Raw genomic sequence first — 21,581 nt, forward strand, 5'->3', positions numbered from 1 at the left:
ATCAACTACTCGGGCATTTCACACTTGCGAAAAATATCCAATGATTCACTCATATGTGATTTGAGCAAAGTATTCAACGCACGATAAAACATTGCATCGCTATCCGCTGTAAACGAGCGCGTTGGGTTTTCCAACTGATAAAAACTGATATGCTGCTGATCGCGATTAATAACTAAGCGCCAGCGCTCTACGCCCGTATCAGCTCCCAGTTCTATTTCAATAACGTGATTATGACTTTTTATAATATGATCAATAACCTGCGAATTTTCGACCGTTAGCGCGCCTTGTAACAGCTCCAATTTATCTTTATCACGGGTTTGCCATACCTCGCGCTCACTATTGTTGGTACAAAAAATCGCCTTCATGCCCCGCCATTCTTGGACAAAAAAATCTGGGCTCGCAGGCTTTTCACTGCATCCTAGAACACAGAAGCCAAAGAAGGTTATCACGGCGAGAAATCTAATCTTAGGTGTTAATTGTTTCATAGGCTCATGGTATCAGAATGTATCTTCAGACGGTGCAGGCAAACTTAAACAGACAACAAATCCCATAACAGTTTTGCCGACAAGGTTAGCGATAATACCACCAACAGGGGCTTAACCAATCCCGCGCCGCGAGTAAAAACCAGTTTAGCCCCTACGCGACCGCCAGCAAACTGGCCAACGGCCATAATTAAACCAAGCGTCCATATTACTTGACCGCCAAGTGTGAAAAACAATAAGGACGCCAAGTTAGAGGTAAAATTGAGCAATTTTGTGTGCGCCGTGGCCTTACGCAAGCCCATTCCCGCCAAGCCGATAAAGCCCAAGGCGTAAAAAGACCCTACACCTGGGCCGAAAAAACCGTCGTAGAAACCACACCCGGCGCCAATGGTAAAAGCAAAGGTGCGCTCACTGAGGCGTCTGTCGGAATCTTCATCGCGCATGCGCGGCGATAAAATGAAATAGAGCGACATGGTAATCAAAAGAAAGGGTAGCAACCAATTCATTAACCGACTATCCACGTGTTGTACCAATAACGTACCTAGAGCGCTACCAGAGAAGGTGCAGACTAAGGTGAGCGCCATGGGCTTTAACGCCAACAGACCGCGCCGCCAAAAAAACCACGTGGCGGAAGCAGAACCAAAACAAGCTTGCAGTTTATTGGTTGCAAGCGCTTGAGCGGGACTCATGCCGCAAGCTAAAAGTGCTGGCACAGTCAATAGGCCACCGCCACCGGCAATCGCATCGATAGTCCCGGCGGCAAAAGCCACCGCCAGCAATACCAGTATTGTCGTTAATTCCAGCTCAATCACTTTCTACTCACAGCATATGATGACAAGAGTTAATCATTGACGGGCAACAAAAAAGGGCTCATTTGAGCCCTCATTACCTCGCCAAAGATTCGCCTGGTTTAATTGGGGCAGCGTTGCTCTTTTGCCGCTTTACAAGCAGCAATAGCCGCGGAACGCGCCGCATTAAACTCGCTGGTATCAAACCACTTAGGGAAAAAGTCTCCGACGGCCAACGCATAACCTACATCGTAGTACAACTGCATATCTTCGGCCGCGCCCAACAAATTCCAGCTCGGATCATACTCGTCTCCAGGCTTATGGTAGCGATGCGAACCATAGTCGGCGGCCTGCGCTGCACCGTAACTGTGGCCGTGCTCGCGATTTTCGAGGCCACCTTTGGCATACAACACGGGAACACCAATTTTTGACAAGTTAAAATGATCTGAACGATAAAAATAGCCCTTTTCCGGGGTCGGCTCACGCACGAGCTGACGCTGCTGTTTGTCGGCGGCCGTTTTCAACAACCCCTCCATTTCACTGGAGCCATAGCCAATGACAACAACATCCTTAGTTGGACCATTGACGTTCATAGCATCCATATTGATACCGCCAACCGTTTTGTAGGATTTAAAAACAGGATGCTCACTGTAGTAGGCAGAGCCGAGTAAACCCGACTCTTCAGCCGTCACCGCGACAAACAAGATACTGCGCTGAAGCTGATCTTCGACCGCCATAAAACTCTTGGCGAGACCTAACAGCGCGCTTGTACCCGTAGCATTATCAACCGCACCATTAAACGTATGGTCTTGCCCATCATCGCCCGGCTTTTGACCGAGATGATCCCAGTGAGCCATGTAGACCACAACTTCATCAGAGCGCTTATGACCGGGTATTAAGGCGAGAACATTTCGGCTTTCTGAATAGCGCAACGCAAGAGACAAGGTAACGCTCGCCTTGGCGGCCAAGGATTGCGCTTTAAAACTGCGGCTACTCGCCTGCTGCTCTAATGCCTTGAGATCAAGCCCTGCCTGCGCAAATAAGGTTTCGGCCTTTGCCTGTGTTATCCAGCCCTCAACCGCAACCCGCTCGGCGCCTTTACTTTCGCTGGCTAAGCTGATCTGGTCACCGGACCAGCTACCGCTAACCACTTCCCATGGGTAACCTGCCGCACCTGTTTCATGAACGATAAGCACAGCCGCCGCACCTTGACGCGCAGCCTCTTCGTATTTGTAAGTCCAGCGACCGTAATAGGTCATCGCATTGCCGTTAAATAGCGCTGGGTCTTGGGTCGCGTAACCAGGGTCGTTAACCAACACCACGACTGTCTTACCTTTGACATCAACACCGGCGTAGTCATCCCATTGGTATTCTGGCGCCACGATACCGTAACCCACAAACACCATCTCGCTGGCCTCGAGAACGACGCGTTCCTGTTCGCGTTTAGACCAGAGCATAACGTCAACGCCAGCCTTCAATATCATGGGCTCTTGGCTTTCAATGGTCATTTCAGGGCTGGCTGTTAAGGATGCACTCACCACCGGTACCTGTTGAAACCAGCTGTCATTATTGCCTGGAATCAAGCCCAATTTCCCAAATTCTGCCGCTAGGTAGTTAACCGTTTTTTCTTCGCCTGCTGTCGCAGGTGCACGGCCCTCAAAGTCATCAGACGCCAAAACGGCAATATGCTTATGTAAATCGGCGGCAAATGTCTCTATTTGCGCTTTGGGATCTGTGGTATCGGACGACTGGTTTTGCGCTGGCGGCTGATTAGATTCACAACCAAACAATGAAATAAGACAGGCCATACTCAGCGCGAGCCAAGTGGAATGTTTCATGGGATCTCCTAAAAGTCTCTGCACAGCCCGATCATTCAGGCTCAATTTTCTTGTATTGATAAGACGAGCTCATAGGCCTTTGCCTCAAGGCAGCCCCAATACCGCGACTGATCCTGTGAACTAGCATCGAAAAATCACCGAGGGCGAGCACTATCGGTGATTTTTTAGAACTCATGTATAACAAGGCGCTGCTGATTCCCCAACAACGCCTACAGATACTTTCGCCGCGCAAGAAGCCCTACTGAGCGCGCATATTGGCTTTAATAACCTTCACCGGCGCGCTGCCATAACTTAAAAATTCATTGTGAAAGGCTTTTAAATCAAAGTCCTCACCCAGACGCTGCTTTTGCTCTTCACGGAAGCCGTAAATCTCTTTATAACCGGTAAAATAACTGGTCAATTGCACTTGGCTTAAGCTAGCGCGGCGCCATTTACCTCTCGCTTCAGCTTCCTCCTGAAAAGCCTCGGTCATTAGTAAATCTAAAGCCGCCTGCTCTTCCATGCCGAGGACTTGAATGGAGTAATCAAGAATTGTGTTTACCACCGTGCGCAAATTCCACTTGTAATACATCAGCCAGAGTTCCGGTTGCCCGTCACCGTAGCCCTGCTCCAACATCATCCGCTCGGTGTATACCGCCCACCCCTCAACCATTGCTCCATTGCCAAATATAGCCTTGATTAAACTCGGCGATTTGTTGGCGTGCACGAGTTGTGTGTAATGCCCTGGCACCGCTTCGTGAATATTCAAGATTTGCATGGTGTAACTGTTGTATTCACGCAAATGGCTTTCCTGCATGTCAGGGCTTAAACCGTCCACCGGCGATACGTTGTAATAGGTATTTGCAGCGCTATCATAGGGGCCTGGCGCTTCGATAGAGGCTATAGAGAAACCGCGCTGGTAGGCAGGCGTCTCGCGCACAACAAGTGGCTTATCTCGGTCGGTATCCATTAGGTCATGCTCGATAACGAAGGCATCGAGTGCCGGAATCTGAGTCTGCACTGCAGCGACAAATTCACTCGGCTTTGCATGTTCGAGAGACACCTTTTCGATGACTTGACGAATTAAGACCAGAGCATCTTCAGGCATTGGCGCCTCGGAAAAGTAGCGCGGCCAAAGTTGTGTAGCCAGTTTCGTCATTTCCAAATGGATTGCCGCCTTCTCCGCTGTGGCCATTTCGTACACCTGCTTGGCACTGAACTCAGAGACAATATCGAAGCTAAACTTTTGCTCATATAGCGCTTCCCCAATGCGAAAATCCTTGGCTTCACCCGCCTTTAATGTCGGCAACATCTGCTCTAAGAATGCGACATAATGCTCAATCGCCACAATCGCCCGTCGATTGTGATCCTGAAGATCTTGCTTAACCTCTTTAGAGAGGGATGAGCCCTTAATCGCGTCCTGTAAACCACCTTCTAATAACCCAATAGCACCTCTATTTTGATCGATGGCCAACTGGGTTTGTGGCAGGGCCGGTGCCGTAATGTTTGCCTCTGCAGCTTGATAGTAAGCGGGCACCTTAAGAAGGCGTTCATTAATAGCCATAAGCCTATCTTCGAGGGGCGCGTATTCGGTGTTCAGAATGAGACCAATGGGCCCTGCAATGTTGTAGTTTGACGGGTTCCACTGATAATCCTTGAAGGTGGATGCACGCCACTGCAAAGCGCGCAATTCATTGTCAATAATCGCCCAATCGCCTTTATTTGTAGCGTTTAGCTCATCAAGGGGAAACGTCGCCAATAGCGCCATTTGCGCCTTGATGAACTCGGCATCAGCAGCACGCGCTGGCTCATCATTTACGCGTAAGCGCGGCGCAAATTCATAACGACCGCTATACAATGCATACTCGGGCGAGACTTGCCAAAAATCCTCTAAAAAGCGTTGTTTATATTGATCAAACGCCAAGTTGATATCGATTTTTGCGTGTTCGGAAGGTGCCTTTGAGCACCCCACTAACGCTAACGAAAAAACCATCATAAGCCCGATCAGACAACGCGACAGAATAAGCACGGCAAATCTCCAAGTCATTTATTATAAAAGCCGCTAACTAGACGAGTTAAAGGCTCAACCCCTGCAAGCAATATCAATAATATATTCGCTCAAGCACTTGAAAATCACACCTAACCGCCACACTATTAGGATAATTCGCTCGAGGTTCAGCGGCGTTTATGAACGCACCCAAACATCAAACTCAGATTTTTATATCTAGGCTCATTCATGTTGCTAGCGCCATTGCGCTAACACTGCTATTTGTCACTTCGCTCACCAACCAAGCGTTTAGCCAAAATAAACAGGTAAAATCCTGGAACCTAGAAGTTTCAACCTGCCAAGCACCGAGCCCTCAAACGCAAGATGATCAGCCTTGGGCTGATAACAGTACAACCTTACCCTGCGACAGCAATCGACAAGCCGACAAGCCTTCTAATACACACCCTCAAAACGCTAGCAACCGCAGCTATTCACTCAGCATTCGCGCACCACCACACATTTCCTAGCTATTCAAAACAGCAACTACCTCCGAGCCGCATACATCTACGCAGATGTAAGCCTTGCTATGTCTATAACTAGGATAACCCTATGAAAACGTTAAGTTTGTTCAATCTAAAACAACCACTAAATATCGCTTCACCAAATACCTCGCAACTATTGCTCACCTCTCCTGCGATCAGTGTGATGCACGATTTTCACGTATCTGCACCCTTGCTTATTGAAGGTGGCACCCTTGCAAAGGACGCTGCCTTGATCATGCAACGAGCGCACGTGCACTTTAAGTTAGTGTTAGATGATGCCGACCAGCTAATTGGCACACTTAGCTACAATCAGGTGTCTCTGCAAAGTCAAATGATCAAAAAAGCCGAAGGCTACGATCTAGATTCACTCGCTGTTGTCGACATCATGACACCGATAGAAGCACAAAATGCGCTGGATTATGACGAGGTTAAGAAAAGTACTATCGGACATGTACTCAACACCTTGGCGACCGAAGGGTTGCAACACTGTTTAGTGATTGACAACCATACCAACACCATCCGAGGCGTCATTAACGCAGAAAATCTAGCCAGAAAAATAAACGCTCCGATACAGTTACGAAGCAAACCAAACTTTGCTGAACTGTTTAAAGAGCTGCACGTACATTAACGTAAATATCGACAAGGTAAATTTACACTCCGAGAAATTAAGCTAACAGAGATAACTTAAAAAGCAAAAGCCCCATCATCGATGGGGCTTTTGCTTTTCAGCAATAAAAGATTTATCACCTCTGAAATACATACTATCATTATCAACGTAATCACGGATCAGACAGCGACCAATACCGAGCTATTGGATGCAGAATACGAAAATGGACATTATAGACAATGGATATTGCCAACAAAATTCGCCACGCATTAAACACCTTTTCGTCAAAGCCACTGTTTCACACCAAAGATGACTACGGCGACGTTTTCGTCTTTGAAAATAAAGGCCTTAGGGTCCTGAGCTTTGACGAGCGCTTTGAACAAAGCACCATGGCAATTAACACGCCCAGTAAACCCATGCACCGCTACATTCGCGCTATGCTTATTTGTCTAGCGTTTCACAAGGCACAAAACATTTTGCACCTTGGTCTTGGTGGCGGCGCTCTGTTACGAGCCTGCCAAAAAGCCAACCCTGACACCAAACAAACAGCCATTGAATTAAGACCTGGTGTTAAACGTATCGCAGAGCAATATTTTTTAACGGAGGCATTTTACCCTCCACAGGCCAAGACAAGCATCCTCTGTGATAACGCGCAACGTTATATTGCTGGCCAGAGCCGAGCTCGATTCGATTTGATATTTTCAGATATTTATATGGCCCATGGCATGGACATTTCGCAAAAGACCACACGTTACCTAGAACACTGCGCCAACCTACTAACCGACAGCGGCTGGCTAGCCATTAACTATACTCAGCTACCCGCCTTTAACGATCAATGTTTCACTACGCTAAATTCACATTTTGAGACTATTTTAATTGCTAGTATAGATTCGCTCAATCACGTGATTTTAGCGGGCAAAAAAAAGCTTGACAAACCACTAGCGGCTTACGCTAGTCAAGTAAAAGCGCTGGGTGAAACGCTAGACGCTCCACTGTTAAAAGAATTCAAACAATTACAGAATCACCAAGATTTTTATAATTTATAACAAACCACCTAAGACAAGCTAGCTGTGTGTAACACGGCTATAATATTTATTCACAATTGCCTGATAACGATCCACTTCCCACTGCCATTTATCTTCGTCCCAAGCCAACTCTTGCTGGCACAAAATCTTTATCTCCGAGAACAACTGCTCTGCACCACGCGGAAGTAATAAACCGAGATGCGTTCTGCGCAGCAAAAGATCATCTATATGCTCAACCTGCTCAAAACGCAACGCCCACCGCAAGTCAGCCAAACTATAATGTGTAGATAATAACGGCGTCAGTTCATTTTGACGACACTCATCCAAACAAGACTCAACCATCTGTTTAGCGCTATCACCATAGCGAGCAAGATAATGCACAGCCAAGTTGGCGCCATGGGCCTGCAACTCGGGAGTCAAAACCGAAAGCGTTTTAAAAAAGGTGTCTTTCACATTGTTTGGGTTTATTTTGGCGCGCAATTTTTCCGAAATTTTCGCCACCGCCAAGAGTACATCTAACGCAATCAAACGGAAGGTTGTTAATTTTCCACCACTGACCGTCACCAGCGAACCATCAACCCAAACGGCATGATCGCGGCGCTCCTTAGAGGGATCTTTTGCATTATCAGAGGCAATAATAGGGCGAACGCCGGACCAGGTAGAAATAATATCGGCGCTGGTGAGATTGGCATCGGGGAATGCGTCATTAGCGGCTCGTAATAGGTAGCCTTGTTCCTCAGCATTCAAACAAGCCTCTTGATCAAGATCTGTTTTATGATCGAGGTCTGTTGTACCAATAACCGTTTTACCGTCCCAAGGGTAGATAAAGTGATAACGTCCATCCACGGGATGCATCAATGTCAGCGCTGCGTCCACCGCCAACCGCTCACGACTCACCAAAATATGACTGCCTCGTTGCGGCCTAACCCGCACCTCGGGGTTTACTTTGTTACGAAGCCTATCAGCCCAAGCACCCGTAGCGTTGATCAGCACCGCTGCGCGAATGATCAGCGCAGCGCCCGTGTGTTGATCTACAACATCAATTGTGACTACCGTGTCGTCACTGTCTTTTACGGTCTCGAAATTGACCACTTTTGCATAATTTAGACATTGCGCGCCGGCTAACATGGCCTCGCCAATTACTCGCTGCACCAGCCTGCTATCGTCTGTCACAGCATCAGTGTAATAATAGGCTCCACTCACCTGCGCGACATTCAAACCCGATACTGACGTACATAGATCCTGTTTGCTCACATACTTATGGTTGTTAACACCCGCAAACCAGTCGTATAGAGAAAGAAGAATTTTAACGGCGAAACGCGGCGGCGCTTTTTTACTTAATAGATAATAATACCCCATAGGCTCAACTAGGCCAGGCAAGGCGTCGATCAAATACTCTCGCTCCTGCAAAGAATGCCTCGTTAGATTAACATCCCCCTGTGCAAGATAACGCAACCCGCCATGTACCATTTTTGAGGATCGACTGGAGGTGCCCCACGCATAATCCTGCTGCTCCAACAAAAGCACCCGCAAACCTTGGCGTGCTGCGGCAAGTGCAACACCGGCACCGGTAATGCCACCACCAACGACAACAATATCCCAAGCGTCGGATGTTTTTAACTGGCGCCAAACCTGCTCTCTAGGGATCAAAAACCTTCTCCTTTATAAAGTTTCGCATTTTCTAGTATGACACGGCTTTCTAGCGCTTGCTTGTTTGATCGTATGAGCCTAGCGCCTGATCGCGATTCTATTGTTTAGAGACGCCCCCTTTTCCTATACTCCGGCGGTCACCATAGGGGGAAACCAATATGACAATGCACAAACTCATCATCAGCAGCTGCCTGTTCGTAGCACCACTACTGAGCCATGCTGATAACTGGATAGAAACAAGCAATAATTACACACATAGCCAGATTGCCATTGACGGTAAATTTCACCCAGAAATGGGTAGTTTTGTTGGCATGGCTGAGTTTGATAGTCAATGTGCCAACATCACCACAAACGCGCAAACAGATTACTTAAATGCGCTCAAGCTACAAAAAACACAATTAGAAAAAGCACTTACAACTGAAACCAGCGAGCCAGTAAAACAAGATTTAGCCATACTAATACAGGACATCGAACTCACGCTTGAGGATGATCGCCTAGACAAAAAATACTTCCTACCTTGGACAGATGTAGCTCAAACCGTGTTCCAAGGCTTGTCGGCGCTACTCGATGAGCAGATGCCAAGGAGCCGCCAGGAAGCTGCATTAAACCGTTTAGCCTGCTATGTGGGTAAAGCCGACCAAGAGGCCCTTTCCTTGCAGGCACAAGCTGAATTTGACAAGGCAATAAGCAATTCAGCGTTGATGGGGCCAGCAAAAGAAAAGGTGCAACAAGCGCTCGATCGCACCCCAACACTCATCAAAGGTCTGCGCGAACTCTTCGCTGATCACAACTTGGCTCAAGCCACTGAAAATCTAGACTTGCTAGAGCAGCAGCTCACAGCATACTCAAACTGGGTCAACACCAACGTCATACCGAAGACGCGAACCGATTACCGACTACCCGCTGACATTTACGCGTTAAAACTTCGGCAAATGGGTATAGATATCGCGCCTGAGTTATTAATCCAACGTGCAAAAGCTGCATTTATGGAGACTCGGGCAAACATGCAAGCGCTGGCACCGCAAGTCGCTAGAGCTGAAAAAATTAAGGCAAACGATTACCGGTCTGTCATCAAAGCACTCAAAAAGGACTCGATTAGTAACCGCAAAATCGAGAAGCATTATCGCGATATCAATAAACAGCTGGAAGCGGCCATTACCAAACACGGCATCGTAGACCTACCAAAGCGCGATATGATAATGCGCTTAGGTAGCGAAGCCGAATCCGCGGCAAGCCCTGCACCGCACATGTTACCACCACCGTTTATAGGCAATACTGGCGAGCAAGGTCAGTTCGTTTTAACAACAGGCAATCCAGCGCTTACCGGCGACGCGGCCTACAATGACTTTAATTTTGATGCGGTCGCCTACACCTTAAGTGCACATGAAGGTCGCCCAGGTCACGAGCTACAATTTTCTGCCATGCTCGAGCAAGGCGTGTCTTTGGCGCGGGTGTACTACGCATTTAACAGTGTTAACGTTGAGGGTTGGGCACTTTACGCCGAGGCCGAAGTATTACCTTTCCACCCGCTCAAAGGTCAACTTATTGGCTTACAACACCGTTTGCTGCGCAACGCCCGCGCCATGTTGGACCCCATGTTAAACCTCGGTTTAGCAACACCTGATCAAGCCTACGATATTCTGCTCAATGACGTTGGGCTTTCCAAAGCAATGGCGAAACAGGAAGTCGATCGCTACACCTTGCGCATGCCCGGTCAGGCAGGCAGCTATTTTTACGGCTATTCGCGGCTACTAGAAATTAGAGCCGGCGCGGAGTTAGTACTGGCAGACAAGTTCGATCGCTTAGCTTTCAATAATTTTGTCTTAAGCCAAGGACTCATTCCACCTAGCCTCATGGAAAAAGCCGTAAACGAGCAATTCATCCCAAAATATTTGTAACAAGTTAAGCAATAAGACAAAAAGAGCTGGCCCTGCCAGCTCTTTTTATTCTACATTACTCCAGTGCATCCTGAATGAATGTATTACCTTCACAGTAAGGTTTACTCAAAAATATCTCTGACGAGTCCACTAGCGCTACTTTAGATAAGAAAGAACGGCCGAGCAGTATTGAGTAATTAAACTTGCCTCGATTAGCCAAGCTAAATTCAGCTTTATAAACTTGGTGATACAAACAAAACTCCATCGCCACAACAGGCCGGGTAACATTTTTTGCGCCGTGACGTTTTATCACCACCTCGCGCACCAATTTCCCTTCCAAGCGATGGGTTTCGGATTTACCTGTATCCAAATTCTCATCGGTGAAGTCAAACGCCACGAAGGTATCCTTACCACGGGTGATATATTTTAGATTTGTCGCTTGCATCGAGGATGTCTTAGCCCCAGGGTCGAGCTTGGTTTTAATGCGCATACCAGATGACATCAGCCGGGTAGATTCCAGCCAACCCAACACCATTTTCGGCGACTTTTCATTTGCCTGCGCGATATCAGTAAACAGTAAAACACTTAACAGCAAACACAAAGAAATCTGTTGAATATTCACAGAACACCTATTGATAAAATTAAACATAAAAAAACAATTAGCAGGCCTTAGTGCTGAGTAAATACCGCGCGGCACCATCACCAGCCCAACGCCCTGTGGCAAAACAGGCCGTTAATAAATAACCGCCAGTTGGCGCCTCCCAATCCAACATCTCACCGGCACAGAACACACCGGGCATAGCGGTCAACATCAAATTTTCATCCAAGGCGCTAAACCTAACACCACCGGCACAGCTAATAGCTTCATCCATCGGCCGCATAGCCGCAAGCTTGATGCTCAAGCGCTTAATATGCGCCGCCATCAGCAAGGGGTTACACCATTCACGCTTGTCGACACATTCAAATAACAGCTGTTTTTTAGCGCCGCTAAAGCCCAAGTTACTCGATAATAGCTTCGACAAGGTTTTACCTTTAGGCGCGCGTTTAAACACGGCTAGGATATCTTGCAGGGATTTATCGGGGAGCAAATCCAAATAAAGCGTCGCGTGACCTAGTTTCGATAACTGCTCGCGTAGCTGAGCCGATAGCCGATAGACCAAACTACCCTCGACACCATCCTCAGTGAGCAGCAGCTCGCCCCGAATCGGTTTGCGAGCATCGAGGTCGCTTACCCAAGCGCTAACTGCCTTTATGGGACAGCCTGCGCCAGTAAAACGTTCGGTCCAGCCTCTACTAAAACCACAATTTGCTGGTTTTAACGGTTCTACAGCCACACTCTGCTGTTCAAGCCATGGCAGCCAGCTGCCCGTTGAGCCCAAGCGCGACCAACTGGCGCCGCCCAGCGCCAATACAACCACCTTGGGCTTAATACGTATTCGACCCTCTGGCGCGTCGAAAACGAGACTGCTGCCCTGCCAACCCAACCACTGATGGCGAGTAAACAGCTTTAACCCCGCCCGTTTTAAGCGCTGCAACCAAGCCCGCAACAAAGGCGCCGCTTTCATTTCCGTAGGAAATACCCTGCCGGAGCTACCGACGAAGGTATTAATGCCTAATTGATGCACCCAATGCCGCAACGTGTCGGCATCAAAAGCCTTTAACATCGGTCCGAGGGCAGTTTGCGCCTCGTAATAATGACTATTGAAGAGATCCGAAGGCTCAGCTTTGGTGATATTCATACCTCCCACGCCGGCCAGCAGAAACTTCCGCCCCACGGACGGCATGGCGTCGTACAGGGCGACGGAAGCGCCAGCGTCCAATAATCGCTCGGCTGCCATGAGCCCCGCCGGACCACCGCCGATCACCACGGCATCAGGGGCAAATTCAGCAATAGGGTGACGGCTCAAAACGTGTTCAACCTTGGCTTTTTCAATGGCGTGCAGACTAACCTAAAGCGGGTAATCTGGCCAAGTGCCATCCGACAATTTTGGCACAGTAAAAAACGCATTGCTGTATTTTGATTCATTTGCTGGCGCTCGGCACTAGCACACAAGAGGTGCCTGCCCTAACATACCCTTTTGACGCAATGATTTAGGGACCCGCAGTACCATGGATAAGGTAAAACTTACCGCAATCGGCCGTAAAATCGTCCTCGCCTACCTAACTTATGTCGCCATTAGCCTCATGCTGATTTTCCCAGCACTAAATATGGCGCTAACCAGTGTCTATCAGCAACTGACCGGCAGACAACTGGACTACCAACTAGTTGGCTTCAATCCGTTTACTCTATCCCTGTTTGCCTACGGATTGCGAGATACCAACCCCGACGGCAGCACGCTGTGGGCGATGGATAGGTTAGTCATAAACCCTTCCCTGTTGCAAAGCCTCTGGCACGGTGCCATAGGCGTCGATGAAATACGCCTACTCGGCCTAACCCTAAAACCAGAAAAGCTGGCAGAGGATCGCTTTAACTTTTCCGATATCATCGAACATTCAGCGCGTAATTCGGCACCTGAGCAAACCCAAAACGAAGCGAGCTTTACCCTGCCCAGAGTCTGGGTCGGTGAATTCGAGTTGAACGCAAAGTTGCTGCAATACTGCGAAAGCCATAGGCAAAAACCGTTTAACGCAGGGCTGAAAGATTTCCACTTTACCTTGCGAGATTTTTCCACCCTAAATGAACAAGGCGACGGCTACCACCTGCGCGCCGAAAGCGCGCAAGGTGGAGTGCTGGAGTGGCGAGGCGACATCTCGGCATCGGGATCAAAAACATGGGGGCAGTTTTCGTTAACACAATTCCAACTACTCCCCATTTGGCAGTTTCTGGAGCCGAAATTAAATTTCACCCTCAATAGCGGCACATTCTCAATCCAAGGTCACTACGAACTGGACTGGAAAAAAGCACTTAAATGGCAAATTAGTGAAACCCAGGCAGCCCTCGAAAACGTCGACTTAACACAAACGTCCGCTAGCACGCTAGCCGGTCAAACGCCGAGCAACCTAGGCTGGCAACGCTTTGATGCAGACATCACACAAGTAAACAGTCGAGACAAGAGCGCATCAATTAAAGCCTTAAACTTACATAAACTTCAACTCTCCAGCTGGCATGAGAGCGCGCGACTTGGCCTAGCCGATATGTTCACAATAACTGCCGCCACCGAGAACAAGGCGCGCTCGGGTAACAACCTCGACGAAGCCCAGAGCACCAGCGAAACAGAGAATACCTGGCAAGTATTTATCGACAAATCTAAGGTCATTAACGCCAGCGTAAATTGGTTAGTGCCAGAGTTAGATCACCGAACCATTAACGCATCTCCAATTAACCTTGTGATACAAAATCTCAGCAATAGTGAAACTGAAGCACAGGTCAACGCTAGGCTTACGCTGGATAATACTGCCCAGCTAGCGTTGGAAGGATCGCTCCTCGCAATAACCCAATCAGCTCACATGAATGTAAGGATAGAAAAGCTGCCCTTGATCTGGGCCAACCCAATTATTGCCCGGCAAGTCAATGCCGAGCTAGCCTCAGGCGAACTCAACACGACCCTACAAGTTACTATTGAAAACTCGGAGCCGAGCCAGATTAGAGCGGCGTTAAGCATCGACAAATTCAGCGCCATTGACCATAAAAAAGCAACGATAGCGAGCGTAGAACAATTAATCATTCCGACTATCGACATAGACCCACGCCAGCGCTCACTAGGTATAAAAAATATTGATATAAAAAACCTGGAAACAGAAATTGCCATAGCCGCAGATGGCAGTACTAATTTGAATCACTTAATAGCAGGTGATAGCAGTCAAATCGAAAAAGCGATAGAAAAACCTGCCACGGCCCACCCCTACCAATGGCAAATTGACGCCGTTAATGTACACAACGCTGCGGTAAAATTTACCGATGAAACACCACTCTCTACTTTCAGCACCCGCATTCAATCATTCAGCGGCCAGGTGCTCAACATTAGCAGCCAATCCCAGCAAGCACTCAGCGTCGATCTCAAAGGCCAAGTTGACGGCTATGCGCCCGTTACGCTGGCGGGCAACGCAAAGCCATTCTTAACCGACCCTGCAATGAACCTTGCGCTCAACTTTACTGCCATCGACCTCGGTCTTTTCAACCCCTACTCCACAACCTTCACTGGCTGGAAAATCGAAAAAGGATTGCTTAACGTCGGTTTAGATTATCAACTTGAAGACAAGCGCATTGTCGGAAATAACCGCGTAACGCTAGATCAACTCACGTTGGGCGAGCGCATAGACTCGCGTCGCCTGGTGGATATACCCCTACGCCTTGCCTTGGCCCTGCTGACCGATGAACATGGCGTAGTCGACCTACAAGTTCCCGTTACTGGCACCACAGACGACCCTTCTTTTGATATTGGCGCAATTCTGTGGTCAGCCGTGCGCAATAGTATTATGAAGGTCGTTACCGCACCCTTCAATTTATTGGCCTCCCTCGTAGACAGCGAAGAAGACTTAGGTGAAATACGGTTTGAGCCGCTGCAAGTACTGTTAACCGATACCGCAAAAACACGTCTTGCCGATTTAAAACTTGCACTGGAGCAGCGCCCCCAATTACGCCTAGGCATAACTGGCGAAGTAAATCTTGCCGTTGAGTCAGTCCCCTTTAAACAGCAGGCGCTGAATATAAAATACCGAGAGCAAGGCCTCTCCCCCGCTGATATTGACGAGCAAAATACGGATTGGAGCCGAATAGCCATAACGTTGCTAGCGCAACAAAACACAGCGGATCTAAACAAGCTGTCAAACGAGCTCCTGCAAGCGCGACTATTAACGCAACAAGCGCAACCTATCGCAGAGCTCGAGCAGCTTGCCAATGCACGATCAGTGGCAGTAAAACAGTATCTGCTAACCCAGCTCAATTTAGATGCCCAACGGGTATTTATTCAATCCAGTACACTGCAATGCAAAAAAAAGCCGAACTGCACCAAGGCAAGAGCAAAATTTAGTATTGAGTAACACTTAGGCTAAACCGGATCGGCACTGCGTTAAATGCCATGACGCGCTAGCCCCATTTCGGTTAACATGCCAGCCCAACCCATAGGATCGCCTTATCGCCCATGAAAGTACCGAAACGCCTGCAACCCCTCGTCGATGACGGCCTTATCGATGAAGTCATGTTCCAACTCATGAGCGGCAAAGAGGCGCAAGTATTCGTCGTGCGCTGTGGTGAGCAATTGCGTTGCGCCAAGGTGTATAAGGAAGCAAATAAACGTAGCTTTAAACAGGCTGCGGCCTATCAAGAAGGCCGCACCACGCGCAATAGCCGGCGTGCCCGAGCCATGGGTAAAAAAAGCCGCTATGGCCAGAAGGAGCAAGAAAGCTCTTGGTTAAGTGCTGAAGTGGATGCCTTGTACCGCTGCGCCGAAGCCGGTGTTCGCGTCCCAACACCGCACGGTTTTGTCGATGGCGTATTGCTGATGGATTTAATTACCGATGAAGAAGGTGATCCAGCACCTAGGCTCGATGATGTCGCATTCGATGCTGATACGGCGGAAGAATTTCATGGCATCATGATGGTGGAAATTGTCAGAATGCTCTGTGCCGGCCTGGTACACGGCGATCTCTCTGAGTTCAACGTCTTAGTGGAACCCGAGGGCCCTGTGGTCATTGATTTACCGCAAGCGGTGAATGCAGCCGGCAACAACAACGCCAAAATGATGCTCACCCGAGACGTCAACAACATGACGGCTTATTTTGGTCAGTACAATCGTGGCTTGTTGGTCACCCACTACGCCGAAGAAATTTGGGATTTGTACGAACACGGCAATTTGCACCCGGATAGCAAGCTGACAGGAAAATACAACAAGGTTGCCGTTGAAGCAGATATTGCAACCATGCTGCGCATTATCGAGGATGCCAAAGAGGAAGAAGAAAGTCGAAAGGAACGTAAACGTGCTGCCGACGATGGTGTATTTGACTAGCGAAAATTTCGCAAACACTGACACACAAAAAAAGCGCCGAAATTGACGCTTTTTTTATCGCTAGAGTCTAAACGTGGCCGTTTTTAAGTAAGCGTCTTGTAAGCAAGTCGCCTGCGCTTAAGCCACTTGCTCCAACAACGCCTGACTCGCCAAATACTCATCGTAAGTACCCTGAAAATCAATCAGCGTTTGGTCTTTTATTTCTATAACCCGAGTCGCCAGACTTGACACAAATTCTCGGTCATGACTGACAAAAATGAGCGTGCCATCATAGAGTTTTAAGGCGTTATTGAGCGCCTCGATCGCCTCCATATCGAGATGGTTAGTGGGTTCGTCCATAATGAGCACATTGGTATCCATCATCATTAACTTACCAAATAACAAGCGATTTTTTTCACCGCCTGAACAGACCCGAGCTTTTTTATTAGTGTCGTCTGCGGTAAACAGCAAGCGCCCCAACATGCCGCGCACCTGAAGATCATCATGTTTAGGCGTACGCCACTGGGACATCCATTCAAAAATGGTTAAATCACTATCGAAATCTGCCGTGCTGTCTTGTGGGCAATAGCCAACAATGGCGTTTTCTGACCATTTGATAACGCCCGCCTGAGCCTGAAGCTCGTTCATTAAACAGCGAAGAAGCGTGGTTTTACCTGATCCATTTTCACCAATAACAGCTAGCTTTGCGCCTGCTTCTAAAATCAAATTGCCGTCTTTAAATAACACCTCATCGTCAAAGCCATGCTTTAAATCCTCGAGGATTAACGCTTGACGATGTAATTTTTTACACTGTTTTAAGCTGATGGACGGCGTCAAACGGCTTGACGCCTTCACTTCATCCAATACTATTTTATCCATTTTCTTGGCGCGTGAGCTCGCTTGTTTGGCTTTAGATGCGTTGGCACCAAAGCGATTGACGAAGGCTTGAAGCTCGTCAATCTCAGCACTTTTCTTCGCATTTTCGGTCAACAATTGTTCTCGAATCAGGCTAGATGCCGCCATAAAGTATTCGTAATTACCCGGGTAAACGCGCAATTCCCCGTAATCGATATCAGCCATGTGGGTGCAAACGGCGTTCAAAAAGTGGCGATCATGAGAAATAATGATCATGGTGCACTTGCGCTCTTTAAGCACATTTTCCAACCAACCAATGGTGTGAATGTCCAGGTTGTTAGTGGGCTCATCTAAAAGCAAAATATCTGGGTTGGCAAACAGGGCTTGGGCCAACAGAACCCGCAGTTTCCAACCCGGCGCAACTTGCTTCATCAAACCAAAGTGATACTCCTCTTCAATACCGGCCTGCAGCAAAATTTCACCGGCTCGACTCTCGGCGCTATAGCCATCCATTTCAGCGAATTCAACTTCCAGTTCAGCCACGGCCATGCCATCTTCTTCGGTCATGTCGGCTTTCGAATAAATAGCATCACGTGCCTGCTTAACCTGCCATAGCCGGGTATCCCCCATAATGACCGCATCGACAACGCTATATTCCTCAAAGGCGAATTGATCCTGACTCAATACTCCCACGGTATTACCGGGGGTAATGGACACATTGCCGGAGGTGGGTGTTAATGCACCGCTGAGGATCTTCATAAAGGTAGATTTGCCACAGCCATTGGCGCCAATCAGGCCATAGCGGTTGCCGTTACCAAATTTGGCCGAGATGTTTTCAAACAATGGCTCAGCGCCAAATTGCATGGTGATATTAGCAGTAGAAATCAAAGGGCATATCCTAGGGGCTCAACAACTCGGCCGAGGGCCAAATGGGCACCGTTTAAGAGGCAAATAAAGGGGGCGCACTATAGAGAGTTAAGGCCCGAAAGTCGAGCCATTCTGGCTATTATTTAACCTAACCTGCGGTTTGCTCGCGGCTGGTTATCGGCCATTGGAGCCCCACCAAACCATCCGAACCAATGATTTTGGCAAACTGACAAATGAAGGTTTTCGTGTAAAACTGGTGTTGGTCATAGGCCACGCCGCAGCGCGTACAGTTAACAGTTACACCGGAACAGCTGTAGACCCCGAGCCCATTTAGAGCAACCTCATTATGCAAGAAACAGACGCTACTCAAACCATCGCAACCGAAACTCCTGTCGAGATGACGAATACCCTCACCGAACAACTGAATCAACTGGACAGTTGGCTACCCGAATCTTTACAAGCGGCATGGTTAGTTCTGGTTAATTACCCCTTCGTAGCGTCTTTAGTCATTGCCGTAGTATTTTATATTCTAGCGATTACCTTGCGCAGCTTAATCGTCCGAGCACTTGGAAAATTAACGGGTTTAACCACAACCACTGTCGACGACGATATTTTGAATCTCTTACGAAAACCTGTGTTTATCACGGTGCTCTATTTCGGCTTGGCCTTGGCCGTCGCTGTTGCCCAACTGCCCATGGGTGGCGAAACCTTAATCAAACTACTTATTTCAATCATTGTCGCCAGCTGGATGAGCGCCATGATTAAAGCGTCGTCACTGGTATTAGAGGCACTCAGCGCCGCCAGCCGCTTTAGATTAATTGACACTCGTACTGTGCCGCTATTTGATCTCACCACAAAGCTGTTGATCATTATGATCGGCAGTTATTGCCTATTGATGATCTGGGGCATCAATCCCATTGGCTGGTTAGCATCGGCTGGGATTGCAGGCCTTGCCATTGGTTTTGCCGCCAAGGACACCCTCGCCAACCTCTTCTCCGGATTTTTTATTGTCGCCGACGCACCCTATAAAATAGGTGACTATATTAATTTAGATTCTGGCGAACGGGGCAAAGTCTGCGCTATTGGCTTGCGCAGTACACGCCTGCTCACCCGCGACGACGTGGAAATTACCATTCCGAATGGCGTTATCGCCAATGCAAAAATCATCAACGAAAGCGGCGGCCCACAGAATATTCGCATCCGCATAGTGGTTGGCGTTGCTTACGGTTCCGATGTTGACCTAGTGTCAGAACTATTGATGAAGGCAGGCACTGAACATGCAGAAATTTGCCAAGATCCAGCGCCAAAAGTCAGGTTGCGCGGCTTTGGTGCCTCCAGCTTAGATTTCAACCTCATGTGCTGGATTAGCAAGCCGGAAGATCGCGGCCGCATTGCTCACGAATTGCACATGACCATTTACAAAATGTTTAACAGCCACGGTGTAGAAATACCCTACGCAAAACAAGATGTTTACATTAAACAATGGCCAGCGGCGGGTGCAGCCAACTTACCCTAGATTAAGGCCTCAAAAGATAAGGCAGAGCCAGCGTTAAAAGCACTGGCGCCACGCTATTTAAGCGGATATGGCAGTTAACACCAAGGCCTCTGTGTCTGCCAAAGAGACCAAGCGCGGTACCAAAACAGCGGCTTGATTTTTGACCGAGCGAAGTGGACATAACCCAGCAGCAAGAAGTGCCGCTGCCGTTTTATCGGTCATATAAATCTCAGCGCACGCCTTAGCTTGGCTATCACCATCACAGTCGGTATAAATCGGCTGGGGCAAATCCTCCGCTTGCTGGCAAACGGCCGATGTTAAGTCCCAAAAATGTTGTTCGAAGGTTTTGGCAATTAGATAACTGGCAAGGTAGGCACCCTGCGCCCATAAGTAATATTTATGCTCGCCCTGTTCTCCCAGCTCGTCAAAAGGAAAACTGTCGATTGGTTTAGTTTTTACCCCATAGGGAAGCCGCAACAAAAAGCGCGGTGCGGCGACCAGCAAGCATTCACTCTGCGGTTCTTCCCGAAGCATTTGCCAAAGTTCTTGGAATTCAGAATCAACATCATAAGACCAGTCTTCTGTATCAGGGGTGTCAGCCAAACTGAAACAACCGGCAATTTTTTCACTGCCGCTTATCAATGCAATCGCATCGGAACTGACAGCAATGGCCGACAATCCCGCCGCAACGGGAATGTCTTCCGCCTTATCTTCGAGCGTCACATCGCTCACAATGACGGAAAAACCAACGCTGCCAGGTACCTGATATTGACTGACAATGCGCTGATATAAATTAGCGTCGGAAATATCCAAACAAGCCGCGAAATCACTACGCAGTTCCGCCACTGTGGCATCCAATAAAAACAGCTTTAAGTTACGACCGGTTTCGATATTGCGGCACAGCCAATAGAGGCTACGCCAATTCGCTTCAAGTTTTTGAAATGCACCCGTATGCATAACTGTGCGCAAGGCTTTAGCGGTCGCCAAATCAACACTCTTCACAAGCTCTTCAGCGCGAGGATCTGCCTTGGGCTGAATAAAGGGCGCGACAATGCTGTTGATTAGCGCGTCCACTGATTGGGTACCGTCAACAGTCGATGGATGAGCCAACACAGATTCAAACAAGTCTGCCGGTATCTCTACACCGGTCGGCGTATCCGCTGTGGTGGACACAAGCCCTTGGTCTAACATGTCACTGGCCGCAGCGGCAAACGTTGAAGGCATCAATAATCGGCGTTTGAGGTCGCGCAAACGCTCAAATAGCGGTAGCTGCTTATAGAGCAAATCGGGGTGTAAATCGTCCAGCTCATCGAAGCGAATAGGATCGGTACAACTGGGCAAGTGTAGCTCGACAGCCAAGCGGGAAAATACGTCATCGAAATTATCGCGGTTGATCTCAAAAATCTTTCGCTCTTGTAGGCTCTGAACGTCCTCAACTGAACGGCTTGCTCTACCGCTAAAATCGCCGACAAAAAGCATGTGCATAGGTTGGCCACTGTCGTCTTGCTGGTAGCTTGTATGGTCCGATTCCGGTGAGGCGCCGGCACCAAACACCACGCCACCGGTAGAAATACGCGCGCGCGACATAAAGATCCCTCTCAATAGTAATTAATCTAGGTAGAACACGAGTCTAAACTGCAGCTTCACCGAAAAAAATAGAAATCG

16 protein-coding genes are annotated in these 21,581 nt (G+C 48.4%); 7 read left to right on the plus strand and 9 right to left on the minus strand.

Annotated elements, in window-relative coordinates; translation table 11 throughout:
* Positions 1-5 precede the first annotated feature (5 nt).
* From ACGHTT_RS10370 to ACGHTT_RS10385, 4 genes are all read right to left on the minus strand, one after another.
* Positions 6-365, minus strand: coding sequence for a hypothetical protein (locus ACGHTT_RS10370; RefSeq protein WP_390590407.1), 360 nt, complete (start codon positions 363-365; stop codon positions 6-8).
* Between the two features lie 164 nt (positions 366-529).
* Positions 530-1,294, minus strand: a complete 765-nt coding sequence (locus ACGHTT_RS10375; RefSeq protein ID WP_390590408.1) for a TSUP family transporter — start codon at positions 1,292-1,294, stop codon at positions 530-532.
* A 98-nt stretch (positions 1,295-1,392) separates the two neighbouring features.
* Positions 1,393-3,108, minus strand: coding sequence for a M28 family metallopeptidase (locus tag ACGHTT_RS10380; RefSeq protein ID WP_390590409.1), 1,716 nt, complete (start codon positions 3,106-3,108; stop codon positions 1,393-1,395).
* 238 nt (positions 3,109-3,346) lie between these two features.
* Positions 3,347-5,083: a DUF885 domain-containing protein gene (locus ACGHTT_RS10385; protein ID WP_390590410.1), complete on the minus strand. Its 1,737-nt coding sequence runs from the start codon at positions 5,081-5,083 to the stop codon at positions 3,347-3,349.
* Positions 5,084-5,274: 191 nt separating this feature from the next.
* On the opposite strand from ACGHTT_RS10385, the gene ACGHTT_RS10390 reads away from it, so the two are divergent.
* The 3 genes from ACGHTT_RS10390 (at position 5,275) to ACGHTT_RS10400 (ending at position 7,269) form a co-directional block, all read left to right on the plus strand.
* Complete coding sequence (locus ACGHTT_RS10390) at positions 5,275-5,601, plus strand: hypothetical protein (RefSeq protein WP_390590411.1); 327 nt, start codon at positions 5,275-5,277, stop codon at positions 5,599-5,601.
* An 82-nt stretch (positions 5,602-5,683) separates the two neighbouring features.
* Positions 5,684-6,244, plus strand: coding sequence for a hypothetical protein (locus tag ACGHTT_RS10395; RefSeq protein WP_390590412.1), 561 nt, complete (start codon positions 5,684-5,686; stop codon positions 6,242-6,244).
* A 218-nt stretch (positions 6,245-6,462) separates the two neighbouring features.
* Entirely contained in the window at positions 6,463-7,269 is an 807-nt protein-coding gene (locus ACGHTT_RS10400) for a spermidine synthase (protein ID WP_390590413.1), read from the plus strand.
* Positions 7,270-7,287: 18 nt separating this feature from the next.
* Here the strand turns inward: ACGHTT_RS10400 and ACGHTT_RS10405 are convergent, their stop codons facing one another.
* Positions 7,288-8,898 carry an FAD-dependent oxidoreductase gene (locus tag ACGHTT_RS10405; RefSeq protein ID WP_390590414.1) on the minus strand — a complete coding sequence of 537 codons (1,611 nt, stop codon included), beginning with the start codon at positions 8,896-8,898 and terminating at the stop codon, positions 7,288-7,290.
* Between the two features lie 158 nt (positions 8,899-9,056).
* Here ACGHTT_RS10405 and ACGHTT_RS10410 point away from each other — a divergent pair, with 158 nt between their 5' ends.
* Positions 9,057-10,796 carry a DUF885 domain-containing protein gene (locus ACGHTT_RS10410; protein WP_390590415.1) on the plus strand — a complete coding sequence of 580 codons (1,740 nt, stop codon included), beginning with the start codon at positions 9,057-9,059 and terminating at the stop codon, positions 10,794-10,796.
* 55 nt (positions 10,797-10,851) lie between these two features.
* Here ACGHTT_RS10410 and ACGHTT_RS10415 read toward each other — a convergent pair whose 3' ends face one another.
* Together ACGHTT_RS10415 and ACGHTT_RS10420 are read right to left on the minus strand one after the other, a co-directional pair.
* Positions 10,852-11,397: an ATP-dependent zinc protease gene (locus tag ACGHTT_RS10415; RefSeq protein WP_390590416.1), complete on the minus strand. Its 546-nt coding sequence runs from the start codon at positions 11,395-11,397 to the stop codon at positions 10,852-10,854.
* Positions 11,398-11,434: 37 nt separating this feature from the next.
* Positions 11,435-12,682 carry a TIGR03862 family flavoprotein gene (locus ACGHTT_RS10420; protein WP_390590417.1) on the minus strand — a complete coding sequence of 416 codons (1,248 nt, stop codon included), beginning with the start codon at positions 12,680-12,682 and terminating at the stop codon, positions 11,435-11,437.
* 202 nt (positions 12,683-12,884) lie between these two features.
* On the opposite strand from ACGHTT_RS10420, the gene ACGHTT_RS10425 reads away from it, so the two are divergent.
* Both ACGHTT_RS10425 and ACGHTT_RS10430 read left to right on the plus strand, forming a co-directional pair.
* Positions 12,885-15,755 (plus strand): DUF748 domain-containing protein, encoded by a 2,871-nt coding sequence (locus ACGHTT_RS10425; RefSeq protein ID WP_390590418.1) that lies wholly within the window; start codon positions 12,885-12,887, stop codon positions 15,753-15,755.
* Between the two features lie 101 nt (positions 15,756-15,856).
* Positions 15,857-16,720, plus strand: coding sequence for a PA4780 family RIO1-like protein kinase (locus tag ACGHTT_RS10430; RefSeq protein WP_390590419.1), 864 nt, complete (start codon positions 15,857-15,859; stop codon positions 16,718-16,720).
* A 117-nt stretch (positions 16,721-16,837) separates the two neighbouring features.
* On the opposite strand, the gene ACGHTT_RS10435 is transcribed toward ACGHTT_RS10430, so the two are convergent.
* Positions 16,838-18,442, minus strand: a complete 1,605-nt coding sequence (locus ACGHTT_RS10435) for an ABC-F family ATPase (protein ID WP_390590420.1) — start codon at positions 18,440-18,442, stop codon at positions 16,838-16,840.
* 325 nt (positions 18,443-18,767) lie between these two features.
* On the opposite strand from ACGHTT_RS10435, the gene ACGHTT_RS10440 reads away from it, so the two are divergent.
* Positions 18,768-19,937, plus strand: coding sequence for a mechanosensitive ion channel family protein (locus tag ACGHTT_RS10440; protein ID WP_390590421.1), 1,170 nt, complete (start codon positions 18,768-18,770; stop codon positions 19,935-19,937).
* 57 nt (positions 19,938-19,994) lie between these two features.
* On the opposite strand, the gene ACGHTT_RS10445 is transcribed toward ACGHTT_RS10440, so the two are convergent.
* Positions 19,995-21,503, minus strand: coding sequence for a type VI secretion system contractile sheath domain-containing protein (locus ACGHTT_RS10445; protein ID WP_390590422.1), 1,509 nt, complete (start codon positions 21,501-21,503; stop codon positions 19,995-19,997).
* Between the last annotated feature and the right edge of the window lie 78 nt (positions 21,504-21,581).

The organism is Simiduia litorea (genome assembly GCF_042853465.1).
Lineage (GTDB): Bacteria > Pseudomonadota > Gammaproteobacteria > Pseudomonadales > Cellvibrionaceae > Simiduia > Simiduia litorea.

Bases quoted from the DNA above. Each gene is read 5' to 3' on its own strand.
- ACGHTT_RS10370 (WP_390590407.1), bottom strand. From the start codon at position 365: ATGAAGGCGATTTTTTGTACCAACAATAGTGAGCGCGAGGTATGGCAA.
- ACGHTT_RS10380 (WP_390590409.1), bottom strand. From the start codon at position 3,108: ATGAAACATTCCACTTGGCTCGCGCTGAGTATGGCCTGTCTTATTTCA.
- ACGHTT_RS10385 (WP_390590410.1), bottom strand. From the start codon at position 5,083: ATGATGGTTTTTTCGTTAGCGTTAGTGGGGTGCTCAAAGGCACCTTCC.
- ACGHTT_RS10390 (WP_390590411.1), top strand. From the start codon at position 5,275: ATGAACGCACCCAAACATCAAACTCAGATTTTTATATCTAGGCTCATT.
- ACGHTT_RS10395 (WP_390590412.1), top strand. From the start codon at position 5,684: ATGAAAACGTTAAGTTTGTTCAATCTAAAACAACCACTAAATATCGCT.
- ACGHTT_RS10400 (WP_390590413.1), top strand. From the start codon at position 6,463: ATGGATATTGCCAACAAAATTCGCCACGCATTAAACACCTTTTCGTCA.
- ACGHTT_RS10410 (WP_390590415.1), top strand. From the start codon at position 9,057: ATGACAATGCACAAACTCATCATCAGCAGCTGCCTGTTCGTAGCACCA.
- ACGHTT_RS10425 (WP_390590418.1), top strand. From the start codon at position 12,885: ATGGATAAGGTAAAACTTACCGCAATCGGCCGTAAAATCGTCCTCGCC.
- ACGHTT_RS10430 (WP_390590419.1), top strand. From the start codon at position 15,857: ATGAAAGTACCGAAACGCCTGCAACCCCTCGTCGATGACGGCCTTATC.
- ACGHTT_RS10440 (WP_390590421.1), top strand. From the start codon at position 18,768: ATGCAAGAAACAGACGCTACTCAAACCATCGCAACCGAAACTCCTGTC.
- ACGHTT_RS10445 (WP_390590422.1), bottom strand. From the start codon at position 21,503: ATGTCGCGCGCGCGTATTTCTACCGGTGGCGTGGTGTTTGGTGCCGGC.